Here is a 15897-nt window from a genome sequence, read left to right as displayed (position 1 = left end):
CCGATTAGAGTTCGATCCGGTCGACGATGGGGCCGTTCCCGTCGTTCCCGTCGCTGTGGGTGTTGATCGCGACGGTCCGGATCCGGTCTTCGAGCAGCGATCCGTCGATCTTCGCCTTCAACAGCGAGTCGACCTGATAGACGCCGGCGGCGTTGTTCATCCGGATCACGACCTGTACCGGCGTCTCGTCGCCCGCGCGGAGCGAGACGCGCTCGATCGCCTGCGAGGAGACGGTGTTGATCCCGCGGCCGCCCTCCTCGTAGGGGACGCGCGAGCGCCCGCGCTCCATGTCGAGGCCGTCGGCGATCCGGACGACGCCGGCCTCAAGCGTGAGCGGCTGTTCCTCCGTGTGGTGGCACAAGATTGCGTGGAGCACCTCGGCCTTCACGCGGACGCAGTCGCCCACGTCGTAGAACGTGGGGAGGAGGTCGTCCAGCAGGTCCGCCGCCAGCGGGATCGAGTAGTACGGGTGGTCGTGGCGGTGGACGACGTGGCCGATGTCGTGAAGCGTCGCGGCCAGCGCGACGATCACCGGCTCGTCCGCCTCGTCGAGCCCCTGCTGGCGGGCGCCGTTGAACTCGACGCCGCCGGACTTCAGCAGGTCGTACAGCCGGAGCGCGCGGTCGCGGACGATCTCGACGTGTTTGGACCCGTGGTCGTTGTACCCCTTCCGCGCGACCGGGTTGACGTTCTGCGCCTCCAAGTAGGCGACGACCTCCTCGTCCGATTCGAGCCGGGCGAGGACCTCGTTGAGCCGCTCGTCGGGGAACGCGTGGTCGGCGTCCGGGTCGTACTCGTGGCGGCCGGCGTCGGTGTCGGCGTCGACCTCGTCGCGCGGGGTCGGCGCGTCCTCCGCGGTCGGATCCGGGGCGTCTTCCGTCGGGTCGGGAGTGTCGTCGGCAGGGTCGCTCATGCGTCTCCCAGAGTCGCCCGCCTCGGATAAATGTGCGAGCCGCTGGACGCTCCGTCCGGCACGCGGGTCGCCGTGTGTCGAACTGTGGGATCCTGCCGGCGCCCCGGCCGCTTATCCGGCCCCCTGCTGTGGCCCCGCACATGGCGTTCGATCCCGACCGCGTCTCGACGGTGACGTTCGACTCGTACAGCACGCTCGTGGACGTCGAGGCCGCCGAGGCTGCGCTCGCGGACCGCGTCGCCGACCCCGAGCCGGTGTCGCGGCTGTGGCGGTCGCGATCGCTGGCGTACACGTTCGTCGCGAACGCGGTCGACGCCTACCAGCCGTTTTATGAGATGAACCGCGACGCGCTGACGTACGCGCTCGACGCGCACGGCGTCGACCTCCCGGACGCGGAGCGCGACGAGATCCTCGCGGTGTACCACGAGCTGGAGGTGTTCGACGACGTGCGCGACGCCATCGGCCGGCTCCGCGACGCCGGCTACGACTGCTACGTCCTCTCGAACGGCGACCCCGAGATGCTCGCGTCGCTCGTCGACCACGCCGACATCGCGGACCTCGTCGCGGACACCATCAGCGCCGACGAGGTGGAGACGTTCAAGCCGGCCGCCGAACTCTACCGACACGGCGCGGCCCGGACCGGCACGCCGATCGACGAGGTGGTCCACGCGACCGCCGGCTGGTTCGACGTGCTGGGCGCGCGAAACGCCGGGATGCAGGCCGCGTGGGTCGACCGGAAGGGGACGCCGTGGGATCCGTTCGGCGGCGACCCGGACGCGACCGTCGAGACGCTCCACGAGCTCGCGGACCTGCTCGGGGCCTGACGGTGCAGCCGGCCCGCCCCGCCGGAGCGACCCCCGGAGCGGGGCCGCGACCGACCTCCGCGGCAGTTTCCACCCGAGACACAACGCATAAGCGGGCGACCGATCCATATATCCGTGTGATTCGACCCGCGTCCGAACGCGGCCGGCAGTCGGCGCCAGCGACGCGGCTCTTCTCGAAAAAACGCGCGTGAACCGTCCGTCGGCGGGAGTGGCGACCCTGTCCCGGACGACCCCCGACGCGCGCACAGGTCCGCTCACCGACCCGAACTCACCGCAGCACCCATGACAGACACGACCACCACGACACCCTACGCGACGCAGGACGAGACGGACAGCGAGAGGACAGACGCGCCCTTCGAGGGCGTCTATCCGGCGATGACCACGCCGTTCACCGACGACGACGCGGTCGACCACGACCAGCTCGCCGCGAACGCCCGCTACCTAGAGCGGGCCGGCGTCGACGGGGTGGTCCCCGTCGGCTCGACCGGCGAGTCGGCGACGATGAGCCACGACGAACACGTCGCGGTGATCGAGACGGTCCGCGACGCGCTCGACGACATCCCCGTCATCGCGGGCACCGGCTCGAACAACACCGCGGAGGCGCTCTCGCTGTCGCAGCGGGCGGCCGACGCCGGCGCCGACGGCCTGCTGCTCATCTCGCCGTACTACAACAAGCCCGAGCCGCAGGGGTTCTTGGACCACTACCGGACGATCGCCGACGAGGTCGACCTCCCGCAGATCGTCTACAACGTGCCGAGCCGAACAGGGCAGTCGATCCCGGCCGACGTCACCGTCGAGCTCGCCGAACACCCGAACATCCGGGGGTACAAGGCCGCCTCCGGCGACCTGAACCTGATCAGCGAGGTCATCGAGCGCACTCGCGACGAGGCGTTCGCGGTGCTGTCGGGCGACGACGGGCTCACGCTCCCGGTCCTCTCGATCGGCGGGACGGGGACGATCAGCGTGGTCGCCAACGTCGAGCCGGAGCGGACCTGCGCGATGGTCGGCGCCGCGCTCTCGGGCGACTACGACCGTGCGCGGGCGCTCCACCACGAGCTGTCGCCACTCGTCCGCGAGCTGTTCGCCGAGACGAACCCCATCCCGGTGAAGGAGGCGATGCACGTCCGCGGGCGGGGCGGCCCCCGCGTCCGCTCGCCGCTCTCGCGGCTCTCCGAGGATCGCCGCGAGTCGCTCCGTGAGCTGCTGGCCGCGTACGACGAGCACGCGCCTGGAACGCTCGACCCGACGGTTCTCGGATCGGCGGCGACGGGGGCGTCAGAATGAGCGAGGAACCGCTGTCTATCGCCGTCACCGGCGCCGGCGGCCGCATGGGCCGCGAAGTGATCGAAGCGGCCGCCGACCGCGAGGGAGTCGCCGTCGCGGTCGCGGTCAACCGCACCGCGACCGACCCCGTCGCTGGCGTCGCGGTCGACGACGCCGACGACCTCGACGGCCTGCTCGCGAGCGAGGAGCCGGACGTCCTCGTCGACTTCACCGGGCCCGACTCGGCGGTCGCGTACGCCGAGGCCTGCGCGGACGCGGGCGTCCCGCTCGTCACCGGGACGACCGGATTCGCGGAGTCCCAGATAAACGACCTCCGAGCCGCGAGCGAGACGGTGCCCGTCCTCAAGGCGTCGAACTTCGCACGCGGCGTCGCCGCGCTGCGCCGGGCGGTCCGCGAGGCGGCCGCGGCGCTCCCCGGCTACGACGTCGAGCTGACCGAGACGCACCACAACGCCAAGCGGGACGCCCCCTCGGGCACCGCGAAGTCGATCCTCGACGACGTGGAGGACGTCCGCGACGACCTCGACGAGCGCGTTCACGGGCGCGAGGGCGACGCGCCACGCGAGGCCGGCGAGATCGGGGTCCACGCCCGCCGCGCCGGCGACGTCACCGGCGAACACGAGGTCCTGCTGGCGGGGAACCGCGAGACGCTCGAACTCACCCATCGCGCCGGCGACCGCGGGGTGTTCGCCGAGGGCGCGCTCGACGCCGCCGCGTGGCTCGCCGGCCAGGATCTCGGCTGGTACGGGTTCGGCGACGTGCTGGACGGCGGCGAGGCTCGGGACGACGATGAATAACTACGGGGAATCAGTATATCGACGAGTAAATACCGACACTCATCCATACACTACCCAATGAGCCTCGAAGCCGACGTAGCCGACCTCTGGAACCGCTATCAGGACGGACTGACCGCCGCGGACGCGACCGACGAAGACGCTGTCGTCATCGACGAGTTCCTCGCCGCGCTGGAGGCCGGCGAGGTCCGCGCCGCCGAGAAGACCGGCGACGACGTCACCTCGTGGGAGGCCAACGAGTGGGTGAAGCGAGGGATCCTGCTCAACTTCGGCCTGCGCGAGACGGAGCCGCGCGAGTACGGCGGCGTCACCTACCACGACGTGCTCCCGCTGCGCGACACCGACGACCTCGCGGAGCGCGGCACCCGGAACACGCCCGACGGCACCGCGATCCGCCGCGGTGCGTACCTTGGCAGCGACTGCATCATGATGAGCCCCTCGTTCGTCAACATGGGCGCGTACGTCGGCGACGGCACGCTCGTCGACTCCTGTGACACGGTCGGCTCCTGCGCACAGCTCGGCGAGAACGTCAAGCTCGGCGCCAACACGCTGATCGGCGGCGTCCTCGAACCCGTCGAGGACGCGCCGGTGATAATCGAGGACGGCGTCTCGCTCGGCGCCGGCTGTCGAGTCACCTCCGGCTTCCGCGTCGGTGAGAACTCGATCGTCGGCGAGAACACGCTGCTGACCCCCCGCATCCCCGTCTACGACCTCGTCGAGGAGGAAGTGATCTACGGCCACCTCCCGGCCGAGCGCCGCGCGTTCACCCGGATGGTGGAGTCGTCCGTCGGCGACCACGAGCTCTTCGAGGGCGGGGCGTACAAGCCCGCCGTCGTGGCGACGCACGTCGAGGAGGACACCCTCGAAGCGACGCAGCGGGAGGACGCGCTCCGCGAATGAGTGGTCCCGAGTCGGGCGCAACGGACGCGCGAGAAAATCCCTCGGTCCGCCGCGTGAGCGACTGGGACGCTGAGCGGCTCCACGGGCTCGCCGACGCCCACGAGACGCCCCTGTACGTCCAGGACCTCGACCGCGTCCGCGAGAACTGCGAGCGCCTGGTCGCGGCGTTCCCCGACGCGGACGTGCGGTACGCCGTCAAGGCGCACACCGGGAAGCGGGCCCTCGAAGCGGTCCGCGACGCCGGCCTCGACGCCGAGTGCGCCTCGGCAGGCGAGGTCGACCGCGCGCTCGCGGCCGGCTTCGACGGCTCGCGGCTCCACTACACCGCGGTCAACCCGCCGGCCCGCGACCTCGACTACGTCGTCGGCGTCGCCGAGGCGGAGCCCGAACTCACGGTCACCGTCGGCGCGGTCGACACCCTCGACCGCCTCGCGGAGCGCGGCTACGACGGTCGGGTCTGCGTCCGCGTGAACCCCGGCGTCGGCGCCGGCCACCACGAGAAGGTCACCACCGGCGGCGCCGCGAAGTTCGGGATCCCGTACGACCGCGCCGCGGAGGCGGCCCGAGCGGCGGCTGAGCGTTTCGACGTGGTCGGAATCCACGCGCACGCCGGCTCAGGCATCGACCCGGACCAACTGGACAGCCACCGCGAACTGGTCGCGCGGATGGGCGAGCTGGCGCGGGAGTTGGCCGAACCGAGCGGCGAGGACAGCGACGTCGGCAGCGACGCCGCCCCCCTCGACCTCGAATACGTCGACATCGGCGGCGGGTTCGGCGTTCCTTATAAAGAAGACGCCCCGGCGCTCGACCTGCCGGCCGTCGCCGACGCCACTCGCGAGGCCGTCGCGCCGCTCCCCGCGGGCGTCGACCTCGCGATCGAACCCGGACGCTACGTCGTCGCCGACGCGGGCGTCCTCCTGACGCGCGTGAACACCGTGAAACCGACGCCGGACGAGACGGTCGTCGGCGTCGACGCGGGGATGACGGACCTCCTGCGTCCGGCGATGTACGACGCCTATCACCCGATCCGCAACCTGGGGGGCGGACGGGAGCGCGACGGAGGCGACGTACCCCCGGTCGCCGAGCGGGAGGCAACCCCTGTCACGGTCGCCGGACCTATCTGTGAGACCGGCGATACGCTGGGTAGGAACCGAGCGCTCGCCGACCCGAGCCGCGGGGATCTCCTCGCGGTCGGCGTCGCGGGCGCGTACGGATACGAGATGGCGAGCCAATACAACTCACGACCGCGGCCCGCGGAGGTCGCGCTCGACGACGGAACCGCGGCGATCGCCCGGCGCAGAGAGACGCTCGGCGACCTGACGACGGTCGAGCACGAGGCCGGCCGCGACCGAACCGACCGACTGGAGGGAGACCGATGAGCACCCACGCCGTCCCGGTCGAGAAGTACCACGGCACGGGCAACGACTTCCTCGTCGTCGACGCGGCCGCCGAGAACGTCGGCGACCGCGCGGCGTTCGCGCGCGCCCACTGCGACCGCGGGACGGGCGTCGACGGCCGCGACTTCGGCGCCGACGACAGCGGCGCGCCCGCGGACCGCCGCGGCGCCGACGGCGTCCTCTTCCTCAGCGTCGAGGAGCGGTTCAATCCGACCCGCGTCGTGATGACGCTGGTCCAGCCGGACGGCTCGACGGCAACGATGTGCGGCAACGGCGCCCGCGTCGTCGCGCGGTGGGCCCACGACCGGACGGGCGATCACGAGTTCATGATCGACACGCAGGCCGGCACCCGACGCGCCACCGTGACCGCGGACGCGACCGCGGCCACCATCGAGATGGGCGAGCCGACGTTCGATCCGCGCCGGGTCCCGGTCGCCCGCGACGGCGCGCTCGCGGACGAACCGCTGATCGACGAGCCGGTCGAGGGGTTGACCGTCACCGCCGTCAACACCGGCGTCCCGCACGCGGTCGCGTTCGTCGACGGCGGCCGCGACGATCCCGACGGGATCGACGCGATCGATCTTGAATCTGTCGCGCCGCCGGTCCGCCACGCCGACGTCTTCCCCGAGGGCGCAAACGTGAACCTCGCGGCGGTCGTCGACGACGGCTCCGGCGACGGCCCCGCGGTCCTCGACCAGCGCACCTTCGAGCGCGGCGTCGAGGGCGAGACGCGCTCCTGCGGCACCGGCGCGGTCGCGGTCGTCGCGGTCGCCCGCCGGCTGGGACTGATCGACGGCGACGCCGCGGTGAGCCGCCCGCCGGGCGGCGAACTGGAGATCACGGTCCCCGACAGGGGCCACGCCACCCTCACCGGTCCCGTCGCCCACGAGTTCTCGGGGACGCTCCCCGCCGACCCGCGATGAGCGACGGGAGCGACGCCGATTCCGACGCGGACGCCGGATCCGACTTCGATCCGGTCTCGTTCCTCGAAGACGCGGTCCAGATTCCCTCGCAAGAGTCGCCCGACGAGATGCGTGAGTTCGTCGTCGACCTGCTGGACGACCGAGGCGCCGACCCCGCGGTCGTCGCCGACGGCTGCGTCCTCGCGAAGAAGCGCTCACCGGCGCCCGAGGCGGGCCCGCACCTCGTGTTGAACACCCACCTCGACACGGTGACGCCGCACGTCCCGTTCGAGCGGGGCGAGGCGCGCGACGGCGAACGAGGCGCCTCCGCGGCAACCGCTGACGGGCCGGACGAGGTGATCCGCGGTCGCGGCGCCTGCGACGCCAAGGGGCCGCTCGCGGCGCTTTTAAATGCCTTCCTCGCTGCCGACCCCGACCGCGGGCGGCTCACGCTCGCGCTCACGCCCGACGAGGAGGCGCTGTCGCTCGGGGCGGCGGCGTTGACCGGGCGGCTTCCGGGGACCGAGGACCGGCTCGACGGCGACCTGTACCTGGTTGGCGAGCCTACCGGTCTCGACGCGTGTACCGCTGCGAAAGGGCGGTTTCAGGCGAGCGTCGAGCTGTCCGGGACCGCCGCGCACGCCGCGGAGTTCGCCGGCTCCAACGCGGTCGCGGCCGCGGAGGACGCGCTCGCGGCGATCCGGACGTTCGACGACGGGGCCGACGCGCACCCGCAACTGGGCCCGCCGAAGCTCACCCCCACAGTCATCGAGGGGGGCGCGGCGACGAACCAGGTGCCGGCGGACTGTGCGATCACCGTCGACCGGCGGAGCGTCCCGCCGGAGACCGCAGAGGGGTTCCGGTCGTCGCTCGCGGACGCGGTACGGGAGTCGCTCACGACTGCTACCGACGACCGCACCGGCGTCGACGCCGCGGTCGCACTCACCGACCGCGAGTCGCCGTTCTTGGAGGCGTTCGCGACGGACCCCGACCACGAACTCGTCCGCACAGTCGCGAACGCGGCGCGCGAGGCGGGCGACGCGGTCGGCCTGTCGAGCGACCGCGGCGGCGACGCCCGGCCGTTCGGCGCCGCGACGGAGGCCTCCTACTTCGCGCCCGCACCGACGGTCGTGTTCGGGCCCGGCGACCTCGCCGACGAGGCGGGCGCCGTCGCGCACGCCGAGCGGGAGTACGTGCGGGTGCGCGAGGTCGAGGCGGCCGCGGCGGCGGTCGAGGACGTGGTGGCGACACTGCTCGGCGCCGAGTAGCGGAACGCCGCAGACGCGCGACCGACTACAGCAGGAAGGTGTCTTCCTCCTCGGCGAGGTCGACGAAGTCGTCGGCGGCCTCGATCAGCTCGTCAGCCGCCGAGTTGCCGAACCCCATCGCCTCCACGCGGACGCCCTCGTGGCGGAGGTGCGAGCAGAGCCGGGCGAAGTCGCCGTCGCCGGTGCAGAGGACGACGGTGTCGACGTGGCTCGCTAAGGAGACGGCGTCGAGGCTCATCCCGAGGTCCCAGTCGGCCTTCTTCGAGCCGTCGGCGAACGTCTTGATCTCCTTGATCTTCGTCTCGAAGCCGATGTCGCGGAGCGCCTCGAAGAAGCTCTCCTCCTCGGGCGAGTCGGCGCGGATCACGTACGCGATGGCGCGGACGAGCGACCGGTCCGCGACAGCCTCGTCGAGCAGGCCGGAGTAGTCGATGTTCCGTGAGTAGACGCTCTGTGCCGAGTGATACAGATTCTGTGAGTCCGCCAGCACGGCGACGCGCTGGTCCGGGTGAATATCGCTCATGCCTCCCCCTTCACCGCCCGCCGTTAGGGGCTTTGGGATCCGCGCGACCGCGATTTCGGGGCGCGTCGAGGTCGCAGCGACCACCATGGTTTATGTCCGGCGCTGGCGACCGTAGCCCATGGACGAAAAGCGGTTCGTCGTCGCCCTCTTCGGCCTCGCGGTCGCGCTCGTCGCCGGCTACGTGGCCTATCGGTTCATCGCCCCGCTCACCGTCGCGGTCTTCCTCTACTACTCGACGCGGCGCTTCTACCACCGGCTCGAACGCTTCCGGCTCCCCTCCCGGGTGCGCGCTGTCGTGTCGCTGTCGGTTATCGGCCTCCCGCTCATCGGCCTGGTGAGCTACACGCTGGTGTTGCTCATCCTGGAGGCGCGGCGGTTCATCGAGACGTACCCCGTGGCCGACACCATCGGCGCGGAGAACTCGGTGATCGGGGACCTCGCCCAGCTGTCGAATCCGACGATGGACGAGCTGGTCGCGGCGTACCGCTCCGGGCAGTTCGACCCCCTCATCGAGCTCGTCTCCGAGCAGGCGTCGCTTTTGGCCAGCACGCTGTCGGGGCTCGCCCTGAACCTGCTCATCACCGTGATCGTCACGTACTACCTGCTCATCGACGGCTCCAAGCTCCACGACTGGCTGCTCCGCTTCGACGACGACGCGATCGTCCGCGAGTACCTCGAGACCGCGGACGACGAGCTGGAGGCCGTGCTGTACGGGAACCTGCTCAACGTCATCGCTATCTCGATCATCGCCGTCGTCACCTACCTCGCGTACAACGTGGTCGCTCCCGCCGCGGTCGAGATCCCGTACCCGACGCTCGCGGGCGCGCTCACCGGCGTCGCCAGCCTGATCCCCGTGATCGGGATGAAGATCGTCTACATCCCGATCGCGGCCGCGATGTCGATTCCGATCGCGCTCGACGGCGACCTCTCGCTGCTCGTCTACGTCGCCGGCTTCCTCGTCGTCGTGGCCGTGGTCGTCGACACCATCCCCGACATCGTCCTCCGGCCGTACTTCAGCGGCGAGACCACCCACGTCGGCCTGCTCATGCTGGCGTACATCTTCGGTCCGGTCGTGTTCGGCTTCCACGGGCTGTTCCTCGCGCCGATCATCCTCGTCGTGGCGCTGACGTTCGCGGACACCGCGCTGTTGCGCCTGCTCGGCGTCGAGCCGGACCCGGGGCCGGAGATCCCCGCAGATCAGCGCCGCCTCGAAGAGTTCTGAGCTGTCGCGGGCGCACGGCGGTCCGGTCGCGGCGGCAGCGCCCGACCGCGGCGGCTGCGTCCGATCACGATGGGTCACCCGACCGCGGCGGGACAGCCGACGGCTCGGCCGCAACTCGCGCCGAGCCGAAGTCATATATCCCCGGTCGACGACCGCCCCACATATGCGACTACACGTCATCGGCCTCGGCGGGGCCGGGGGGCGGATCGCCGACCGCCTCGCCGGCGACCACGACGGCGACCCGTTCCTCGCGGGCGTCCACGCCTTCGACACCGACATGGACGCGCTCGGGGCCCTAGACGCGCTCGGCGAGGAGCGCCGGTACCGGTTCGGCGACGCCGCGGGCGGGGACGGGCTCGAGGGGGACCTCCACGCCGGGCGCCGCCTCGGCGACGCGCACGCGAGCGAACTCGGCCGGGCCATGGACGACCAGCAGCCGTCGGTCGCGGAGGCGTTCCTGATCGTCGTCGGCCTCGGCGGCGCGGCCGGCGCGGGCGCGGCCCCCGCGCTCGCCGCGGAGCTCTCGCGGCTCTACGACGCCCCGGTCTACGCCTTCGGGTTTCTCCCCACTCACGACGAGACGGAGGAACCGGACGACGACGGGCCGCGGAGCGCGTCGGACGCGGCGGCCGGCGCCGCAGCAGCCCCCGGGGACGAGCCGGTGCCGTCGACGCCCCACCGCCCGCTGGCCGAGCGGAACGCGGCGCGGACCCTCGACGCGCTCTCGGACGAGTGCGCGGCGGTCCTCCCGTTCGACAACGGTGCGTGGCTCCGGCCGAGCGAGACACTGGGCGGGGCCCGCGACCGGCTCAACGAGGTCGCCGTCGAGCGGATCGCGGCGCTGTTCGGCGCCGGCGAGACGCCCGAGGGGACGGCGACGCCCCAGCAGGTGCTCGACGCGAGCGACGTCGCCCGCGCAGCGGGGAGCGACGGCGAGATAGCGGTGATCGGCCACGCGACGCAGGCGGTGGAGCCGCCGGAAAAGGAATCGAAGTTCGGGCTCGGGCTGTTCGGCTCCTCTGAGCCGGCCGAGGTCGACACAAGCGCCGCGGTGTCGGCGATCGAGACGGTCATCCGGAAGGCGGCCCGCGGGAAGAACACGGTCGAAGTCCCCGAGGGGCGCGCCGACCGGACCCTGCTCGTGGTCGGCGGCCCGCCCGCGTGGCTCAACCGGGAGGCGATCGCCGAGGGGCGGCGCTGGCTCGCCGAGGAGACCGGCTCGGACGCCATCCTGAGCGGCGACGCCCCGGTCCCCGATGGTGAGGAGGTGTTCGCGGTCGTGGTCCGCTCCGGGGTCGACGAGCCGGACCGGATCCGCGAGATCCGCGAGACGATCGGGTGACTGGCGCGTTGCCGCTGCGAACCGAGGGTCGGACGCCGCCGGCCGACCCGAACCGGTTAACCGGATGGCGCACCCACTGAGACCGTGACGACGCAGGCAGACCTCGGGATCGACCTCGACGTGCGCGACGCCGCGGCCGTCGCGGAGCGCCGCGACGAGCTCGTCGCCGCGGTGCGCGACCACGCCGGGCAGATCGCCTACCAGCTCGCGCGGCTCCAGGGCGGCGACTACGGCCGCGAGACCCTCTCGACGCCCGGCGGCGAGTGGACGGTGAAACACGAGGCGGGCGAGCTGGAGTTCCTCCTGTTCTCGCCGAACTCGGGCTCGGACACGTACGTCATCTCGACGAAGCAGCCGCCGGAGCCGGCGGCGCTCGCGACCGCGCTCGACGACTACGCGGCGTTCGTGGCGGCGTGGAACGACCACGTCGACTCGCTGTCCGGCGTTCTCGACGGCGTGAGCGCCGAGTTCCCCGACCCGGCGACCACCGACGGGCTGGTGGCCGAACGCGACCGCATCCTCGATGAAATCCGCGACACCTGCGCGGTCATCGCCGGGGAGATCCACCGGTACGAGGGGGACGACTACGGGACGTTCACCGCGCGCGTCGAGGGGGACCGCTGGGAGCTGAAGTACGACGAGGGGGCGGTGTCGTACCTCCGGATCGGCGGGTCGGGCGGGCTCTACCTCCTCTCGCAGTACGGCGCTCCCTCCGCGGCCGACGTCCGAGAGTACGCCGACCGGTTCCGCGGCTTCGTCGATGCGTACAACGAGTTCGTCGACGAGCTCGAAAGCGACCTCGAACGGATCTCGGTCTGACTCGGCCGCGCGCTCGGCAGATCGATCCGTATCTGTGCGTATTCTCTGGCTTGTTTGACAATACTTATTCACTCCTGTCCAGTACCGACACGCACATGTCGATCACTCTTCCGGGGCCGACGCTCGGCGTCGTCGGCGGCGGACAGCTGGGCCGGATGCTGGCCGAGGCCGCCGCGCCGCTCGGCGTCGACCTCGTCGTGTTGGACCCGACGCCCGACTGTCCGGCGGCGCCCGTCGCGAGCGACCAGATCGTCGGCGACTTCGACGACGCAGACGCGATACACGAGCTCGCGGCCCGCGTCGACGCCCTGACCTTCGAGATCGAACTCGCGGATCCGGAGGTCCTCGCGGCCGCGAGCGAGGAGCACGGCGTGCCGGTCCACCCCGACCCGGGCACGCTGGAGACGATCCAAGACAAGCTGGTTCAAAAGGAGGCGCTCGCGGACGCCGGGATCCCCGTCCCCGAGTTCGTCGCGGTCGCGACCGCCGAGGGGCTCGAACGCGTCGTCGAGGAGTTCGGCGGCGTCATGCTGAAGGCCCGCGAGGGCGGCTACGACGGCCGCGGGAACGTCCCGGTCGAGACGCCCGACGAGGCCGCCGGCGCGCTCGACGCGGTCGGCGGCGCCGCGATGGCCGAGGAGTTCCTCGACTTCGAGCGCGAGATCGCCGTGATGGGCCTGAAGGGCGCCGACGGCGAGACGCGGACCTACCCCGTCACGGAGACGATACACCGCGAGGAGATCCTCCGCGAGAGCGTCAGTCCGGCCCGCGCCGACGACGCGGTCGTCGCCGAGGCCGAGTCGGTCGCCAACGACGTGCTCGACGTCCTTGACGGCCGGGGCGTCTACGGGATCGAACTGTTCGAGACGCGCCAGGGCGAGGTGCTGGTCAACGAGATCGCGCCGCGCCCGCACAACTCCGGCCACTGGACGATCGAGGGCGCGCGCACCTCGCAGTTCGAGAACCACGTCCGGGCCGTCCTCGGCTGGCCGCTCGGCCCGACGGACCTCGTCGCGCCCGCGGTCACCGCGAACGTGCTCGGCGACGTGGACGAGACCGAACCGGCGACGCTCCGGAACGTCGAGACGGTCCTCGACGCGCCCGACGCCGACCTCCACTGGTACGGCAAAGACGACGTGTACCCGCTCCGGAAGATGGGCCACCTGACGGCGACGGAGCGGGACGCGGAGGGGTCCGCCGCCGAGGGGACCGACCGCGACGCCCTGCTCTCTCGGGCGCGCAATCTCCGCGACGGGCTGACGTTCCGGGACGCATAGTCACGTCCAGGTCGGTTCTCACGAGTTTCGGTCGATCCACGCACAGAAGGCGTCGAAATCGCGCGCTCCGGCGTCGTCCGCGATGCCCCTGAGCGTTCCCTTCCGAAGTTCGTCGTGGAGCGGGACGGTGACGTGTCTTTTGTCCGCCTCGTTCGTCGGGTGTTCGTAGTAGAGCCGCGCGTGGTCGCCGGTCGTTCGCCGCCACTCGAACCCGCCGTGGTTGACAAGTACTTTCACGACCTCTCGCCCGGAGAACGTGCGCTTCGCCACGCTATTCGAGGATGTCCGGCGGCTCTGTGTCCCCGGTCGCGTTCTCCTCGGGATCGATCCCGAGTTCCCGAAGCTCTTCGTCGGTCGGTTCGCGGCCGACCTCTCCTCGGTGGAGCGCGACGGCTTCGTCGAGGTTCTCCAGCGCGTCGGACCGGGACTCTCCCTGCGTCGTGACGCCCGTCCCCACGTCTCGGGCGATCCACCACCCCTCCTCTCGCCACAGGCGGATCTCGCCGTCGTAGTCCGCTCCGTCGTTCGTCGAACTCGCCATTATCGTATAGTTCGGGCGATTCGGTTGATAAGGGTTGGGCAGACGAACCACTGATACGGGTGCGCCGGCCAACGAATAACCCGATGACAGACGGTCTCGCACCGGGTGCGCCACGCGAACGCCAGTCGATCCGGCTCCCGTCGAATCGGATCGAGGCACTCCGCGAGTGGGCAGAGGAGGGAACTGCGCTCACCGCCGCCGCCCGCGTCCGAGGTCCTGACGGTCGGCTCGCGTTCGTGAAGACCGCGTGGTCGGACGGCTGGGTCCTCCCGGGCGGCGCGGTCGAACCCGGTGAGTCGCCGTCGACTGCGGCAGCGCGGGAGGTCCGCGAAGAAACGGGGCTCGACGCGGCGATCGGTGAGCCGGTCGTCGTGTTCGAGCAGTCGTACGTCGACGCCGAGCGGGACGAGGTCGCGTTCGAGGCCGACTACGTCGTCTTCGCGGCGCGCGCCGAGGGGCGTATTCCGGACGCCACCGATTTGGGGGTCGATCCGGACGAGATCCGCGCCGCGCGGTGGTTCGAAAATGTCCCGAGGGATCTCCACGACGGCGACCTCCTCCGATCACATCTCTGAGGGAGATCCGAGACGATCTATCGATCCCGGCGTCGCGCATCCGGGAGTTCCTTGTAGCCCTCCGCCGAACCTCCGTACATGACCACGGTGGACGACCTGATCGACCGACTGGAATCGGAGGCGGCGGCCGACGCCGACCCAGAGACCACCCCTGACGTGGGGATCATCATGGGCTCCGACTCGGACCTTCCCGTCATGGAGGAGGCCTACGACGCGCTCGACGACCTCGGCTTCGCGGAGCAGACCGACTTCGACGAGGCGCCGGACGCGCGGTTCACCTACGAGAGCTACGTCGTCTCCGCGCACCGGACGCCCGAGCTGATGTACGCGTACGGGGAGACGGCGACGGAGCGCGGGCTCGACGTCATCATCGCCGGCGCGGGCGGGAAGTCCGCCGACCTGCCGAACATGACCGCCTCGATCGCCTACCCGGTGCCCGTGATCGGCGTGCCGGTCCAGGAGAAGTCGGTCGACTCCGTCATCGGGATGCCGACGGGCGCGCCGATCGTCGCCGTCGACGCCGGGAAGTCGTACAACGCGGCGCTGTCGGCCGCGCAGGTGCTCGCGCGCGAACACGACGAGATCGAGGAGCGGCTGGTCGAGCTCCACGACGAGCAGAAGGCGGGCGTCGCGGACGTCTCGGCAGACCTCCACGATCTCGGGATCGACGGGTTCCGCGATCGGTGAGGGTTACTCTCGGTTTTATAAACGCGTACACGAGGTGCCTGCGGCGCGGTGAGCCCTTTCAGGGTCGGTTGTTTGCTTATAAACAACGGCTGACGTATCGACGGTGAACACCCTCAAAGCCCCAGTCGTTCATTTATAAATAGTCGTCAACAGATCAACGGTGAACTCCCCCAAAGCCCCAGTCGCGAGGATTGCGCACGCTCGCTGCGCTCCTCACTCGGTCGCTCACTTCGTTCGCTCCCTCGTTGCGGTGCTTACGTCGCCTGCGCAATCCTCGCGACTGCCCCTTTGAGTCCCGCCCCGCACAGCAACCGCACCTCACACCTCCCCAGCCTCGCCGCTCGTTCCCTCCGGTCGCTCGCGGCGTCCCTCGCGCGTGCTGACTCGCGGCCGCCGGTGGCGGCCGCTCGCAGGCACGCAGGGAGGCGCGACGCGCCTCTTGCAGCCGGCGGCTCCGCCGCCGGCGACGCCACCGCGGAACTACTTATAAAGGAGGTCGGCTCGTTCACCGTCGAGTCGCTGCGCCGCCATCGACTCGAACGCCGGTTCGGATCGAGGGTTCTCACTCGGTTCGAGGGTGCTTCCACCGCGAACGGCCGATACCGGCCCGCACGCCCGCGGACGCACAA

Annotated in this window: 17 protein-coding genes; 13 read left to right on the top strand and 4 right to left on the bottom strand. The window is 71.1% G+C overall.

Features of this window, described 5'->3' with window-relative positions; all coding sequences use genetic code 11:
* Window positions 1-4: 4 nt before the first annotated feature.
* Entirely contained in the window at window positions 5-913 is a 909-nt protein-coding gene (locus ACOZ35_RS16390) for an HD domain-containing protein (RefSeq protein ID WP_424014556.1), read from the bottom strand.
* Window positions 914-1053: 140 nt separating this feature from the next.
* On the opposite strand from ACOZ35_RS16390, the gene ACOZ35_RS16385 reads away from it, so the two are divergent.
* The 7 genes from ACOZ35_RS16385 (at window position 1054) to ACOZ35_RS16355 (ending at window position 8282) form a co-directional block, all read left to right on the top strand.
* Window positions 1054-1737: a haloacid dehalogenase type II gene (locus ACOZ35_RS16385; RefSeq protein ID WP_424014555.1), complete on the top strand. Its 684-nt coding sequence runs from the start codon at window positions 1054-1056 to the stop codon at window positions 1735-1737.
* Window positions 1738-2019: 282 nt separating this feature from the next.
* Window positions 2020-3021: a 4-hydroxy-tetrahydrodipicolinate synthase gene (gene dapA / locus ACOZ35_RS16380; protein WP_424014554.1), complete on the top strand. Its 1002-nt coding sequence runs from the start codon at window positions 2020-2022 to the stop codon at window positions 3019-3021.
* Complete coding sequence (gene dapB, locus ACOZ35_RS16375; RefSeq protein WP_424014553.1) at window positions 3018-3818, top strand: 4-hydroxy-tetrahydrodipicolinate reductase; 801 nt, start codon at window positions 3018-3020, stop codon at window positions 3816-3818. Before dapA ends, dapB begins: the two co-directional genes overlap by 4 nt.
* 57 nt (window positions 3819-3875) lie before the next feature.
* Complete coding sequence (locus ACOZ35_RS16370) at window positions 3876-4715, top strand: 2,3,4,5-tetrahydropyridine-2,6-dicarboxylate N-succinyltransferase (protein WP_424014552.1); 840 nt, start codon at window positions 3876-3878, stop codon at window positions 4713-4715.
* Window positions 4712-6094, top strand: coding sequence for a diaminopimelate decarboxylase (lysA, locus tag ACOZ35_RS16365; protein WP_424014551.1), 1383 nt, complete (start codon window positions 4712-4714; stop codon window positions 6092-6094). The genes ACOZ35_RS16370 and lysA overlap by 4 nt, the downstream gene beginning before the upstream one ends.
* Complete coding sequence (gene dapF / locus ACOZ35_RS16360) at window positions 6091-7035, top strand: diaminopimelate epimerase (protein ID WP_424014550.1); 945 nt, start codon at window positions 6091-6093, stop codon at window positions 7033-7035. The genes lysA and dapF overlap by 4 nt, the downstream gene beginning before the upstream one ends.
* A complete protein-coding gene (locus ACOZ35_RS16355) occupies window positions 7032-8282 on the top strand; it encodes a M20/M25/M40 family metallo-hydrolase (protein WP_424014549.1) in 1251 nt (416 codons plus the stop codon). The genes dapF and ACOZ35_RS16355 overlap by 4 nt, the downstream gene beginning before the upstream one ends.
* 25 nt (window positions 8283-8307) lie before the next feature.
* Here ACOZ35_RS16355 and ACOZ35_RS16350 read toward each other — a convergent pair whose 3' ends face one another.
* Entirely contained in the window at window positions 8308-8805 is a 498-nt protein-coding gene (locus ACOZ35_RS16350; RefSeq protein WP_017342617.1) for an NYN domain-containing protein, read from the bottom strand.
* 118 nt (window positions 8806-8923) lie between these two features.
* On the opposite strand from ACOZ35_RS16350, the gene ACOZ35_RS16345 reads away from it, so the two are divergent.
* From ACOZ35_RS16345 to ACOZ35_RS16330, 4 genes are all read left to right on the top strand, one after another.
* The gene (locus ACOZ35_RS16345; protein WP_424014548.1) at window positions 8924-10027 is read left to right on the top strand and encodes an AI-2E family transporter; all 1104 of its coding nucleotides are present in this window, start codon (window positions 8924-8926) and stop codon (window positions 10025-10027) included.
* 163 nt (window positions 10028-10190) lie between these two features.
* Complete coding sequence (locus tag ACOZ35_RS16340; protein ID WP_424014547.1) at window positions 10191-11369, top strand: cell division protein FtsZ; 1179 nt, start codon at window positions 10191-10193, stop codon at window positions 11367-11369.
* Window positions 11370-11453: 84 nt separating this feature from the next.
* Window positions 11454-12188 (top strand): hypothetical protein, encoded by a 735-nt coding sequence (locus tag ACOZ35_RS16335; protein ID WP_424014546.1) that lies wholly within the window; start codon window positions 11454-11456, stop codon window positions 12186-12188.
* A gap of 95 nt (window positions 12189-12283) precedes the next feature.
* Window positions 12284-13465: a 5-(carboxyamino)imidazole ribonucleotide synthase gene (locus ACOZ35_RS16330; RefSeq protein ID WP_424014545.1), complete on the top strand. Its 1182-nt coding sequence runs from the start codon at window positions 12284-12286 to the stop codon at window positions 13463-13465.
* 18 nt (window positions 13466-13483) lie between these two features.
* Here the strand turns inward: ACOZ35_RS16330 and ACOZ35_RS16325 are convergent, their stop codons facing one another.
* Together ACOZ35_RS16325 and ACOZ35_RS16320 are read right to left on the bottom strand one after the other, a co-directional pair.
* Window positions 13484-13735, bottom strand: a complete 252-nt coding sequence (locus ACOZ35_RS16325) for a type II toxin-antitoxin system HicA family toxin (protein WP_424014544.1) — start codon at window positions 13733-13735, stop codon at window positions 13484-13486.
* A 1-nt stretch (window position 13736) separates the two neighbouring features.
* On the bottom strand, window positions 13737-14006 hold the full coding sequence (locus tag ACOZ35_RS16320) for a type II toxin-antitoxin system HicB family antitoxin (protein ID WP_424014543.1): 270 nt from the start codon (window positions 14004-14006) through the stop codon (window positions 13737-13739).
* A gap of 83 nt (window positions 14007-14089) precedes the next feature.
* Here ACOZ35_RS16320 and ACOZ35_RS16315 point away from each other — a divergent pair, with 83 nt between their 5' ends.
* Together ACOZ35_RS16315 and purE are read left to right on the top strand one after the other, a co-directional pair.
* Entirely contained in the window at window positions 14090-14581 is a 492-nt protein-coding gene (locus tag ACOZ35_RS16315) for an NUDIX hydrolase (protein ID WP_424014542.1), read from the top strand.
* Window positions 14582-14659: 78 nt separating this feature from the next.
* Complete coding sequence (gene purE, locus ACOZ35_RS16310; RefSeq protein WP_424014541.1) at window positions 14660-15268, top strand: 5-(carboxyamino)imidazole ribonucleotide mutase; 609 nt, start codon at window positions 14660-14662, stop codon at window positions 15266-15268.
* Window positions 15269-15897: the final 629 nt, after the last annotated feature.

Source organism: Halorubrum xinjiangense, from assembly GCF_049604745.1.
GTDB lineage: Archaea > Halobacteriota > Halobacteria > Halobacteriales > Haloferacaceae > Halorubrum > Halorubrum xinjiangense_A.
Note: the sequence above shows the minus strand (reverse complement) of the source record. Positions and strands in the feature narration are given on the sequence as shown.

What these genes read in the sequence shown, in the direction of transcription:
- ACOZ35_RS16390 (WP_424014556.1), bottom strand. Translation starts at nt 913, where the DNA reads ATGAGCGACCCTGCCGACGACACTCCCGACCCGACGGAAGACGCCCCG.
- ACOZ35_RS16385 (WP_424014555.1), top strand. Translation starts at nt 1,054, where the DNA reads ATGGCGTTCGATCCCGACCGCGTCTCGACGGTGACGTTCGACTCGTAC.
- dapA (WP_424014554.1), top strand. Translation starts at nt 2,020, where the DNA reads ATGACAGACACGACCACCACGACACCCTACGCGACGCAGGACGAGACG.
- dapB (WP_424014553.1), top strand. Translation starts at nt 3,018, where the DNA reads ATGAGCGAGGAACCGCTGTCTATCGCCGTCACCGGCGCCGGCGGCCGC.
- ACOZ35_RS16370 (WP_424014552.1), top strand. Translation starts at nt 3,876, where the DNA reads ATGAGCCTCGAAGCCGACGTAGCCGACCTCTGGAACCGCTATCAGGAC.
- lysA (WP_424014551.1), top strand. Translation starts at nt 4,712, where the DNA reads ATGAGTGGTCCCGAGTCGGGCGCAACGGACGCGCGAGAAAATCCCTCG.
- dapF (WP_424014550.1), top strand. Translation starts at nt 6,091, where the DNA reads ATGAGCACCCACGCCGTCCCGGTCGAGAAGTACCACGGCACGGGCAAC.
- ACOZ35_RS16355 (WP_424014549.1), top strand. Translation starts at nt 7,032, where the DNA reads ATGAGCGACGGGAGCGACGCCGATTCCGACGCGGACGCCGGATCCGAC.
- ACOZ35_RS16350 (WP_017342617.1), bottom strand. Translation starts at nt 8,805, where the DNA reads ATGAGCGATATTCACCCGGACCAGCGCGTCGCCGTGCTGGCGGACTCA.
- ACOZ35_RS16345 (WP_424014548.1), top strand. Translation starts at nt 8,924, where the DNA reads ATGGACGAAAAGCGGTTCGTCGTCGCCCTCTTCGGCCTCGCGGTCGCG.
- ACOZ35_RS16340 (WP_424014547.1), top strand. Translation starts at nt 10,191, where the DNA reads ATGCGACTACACGTCATCGGCCTCGGCGGGGCCGGGGGGCGGATCGCC.
- ACOZ35_RS16330 (WP_424014545.1), top strand. Translation starts at nt 12,284, where the DNA reads ATGTCGATCACTCTTCCGGGGCCGACGCTCGGCGTCGTCGGCGGCGGA.
- ACOZ35_RS16320 (WP_424014543.1), bottom strand. Translation starts at nt 14,006, where the DNA reads ATGGCGAGTTCGACGAACGACGGAGCGGACTACGACGGCGAGATCCGC.
- ACOZ35_RS16315 (WP_424014542.1), top strand. Translation starts at nt 14,090, where the DNA reads ATGACAGACGGTCTCGCACCGGGTGCGCCACGCGAACGCCAGTCGATC.
- purE (WP_424014541.1), top strand. Translation starts at nt 14,660, where the DNA reads ATGACCACGGTGGACGACCTGATCGACCGACTGGAATCGGAGGCGGCG.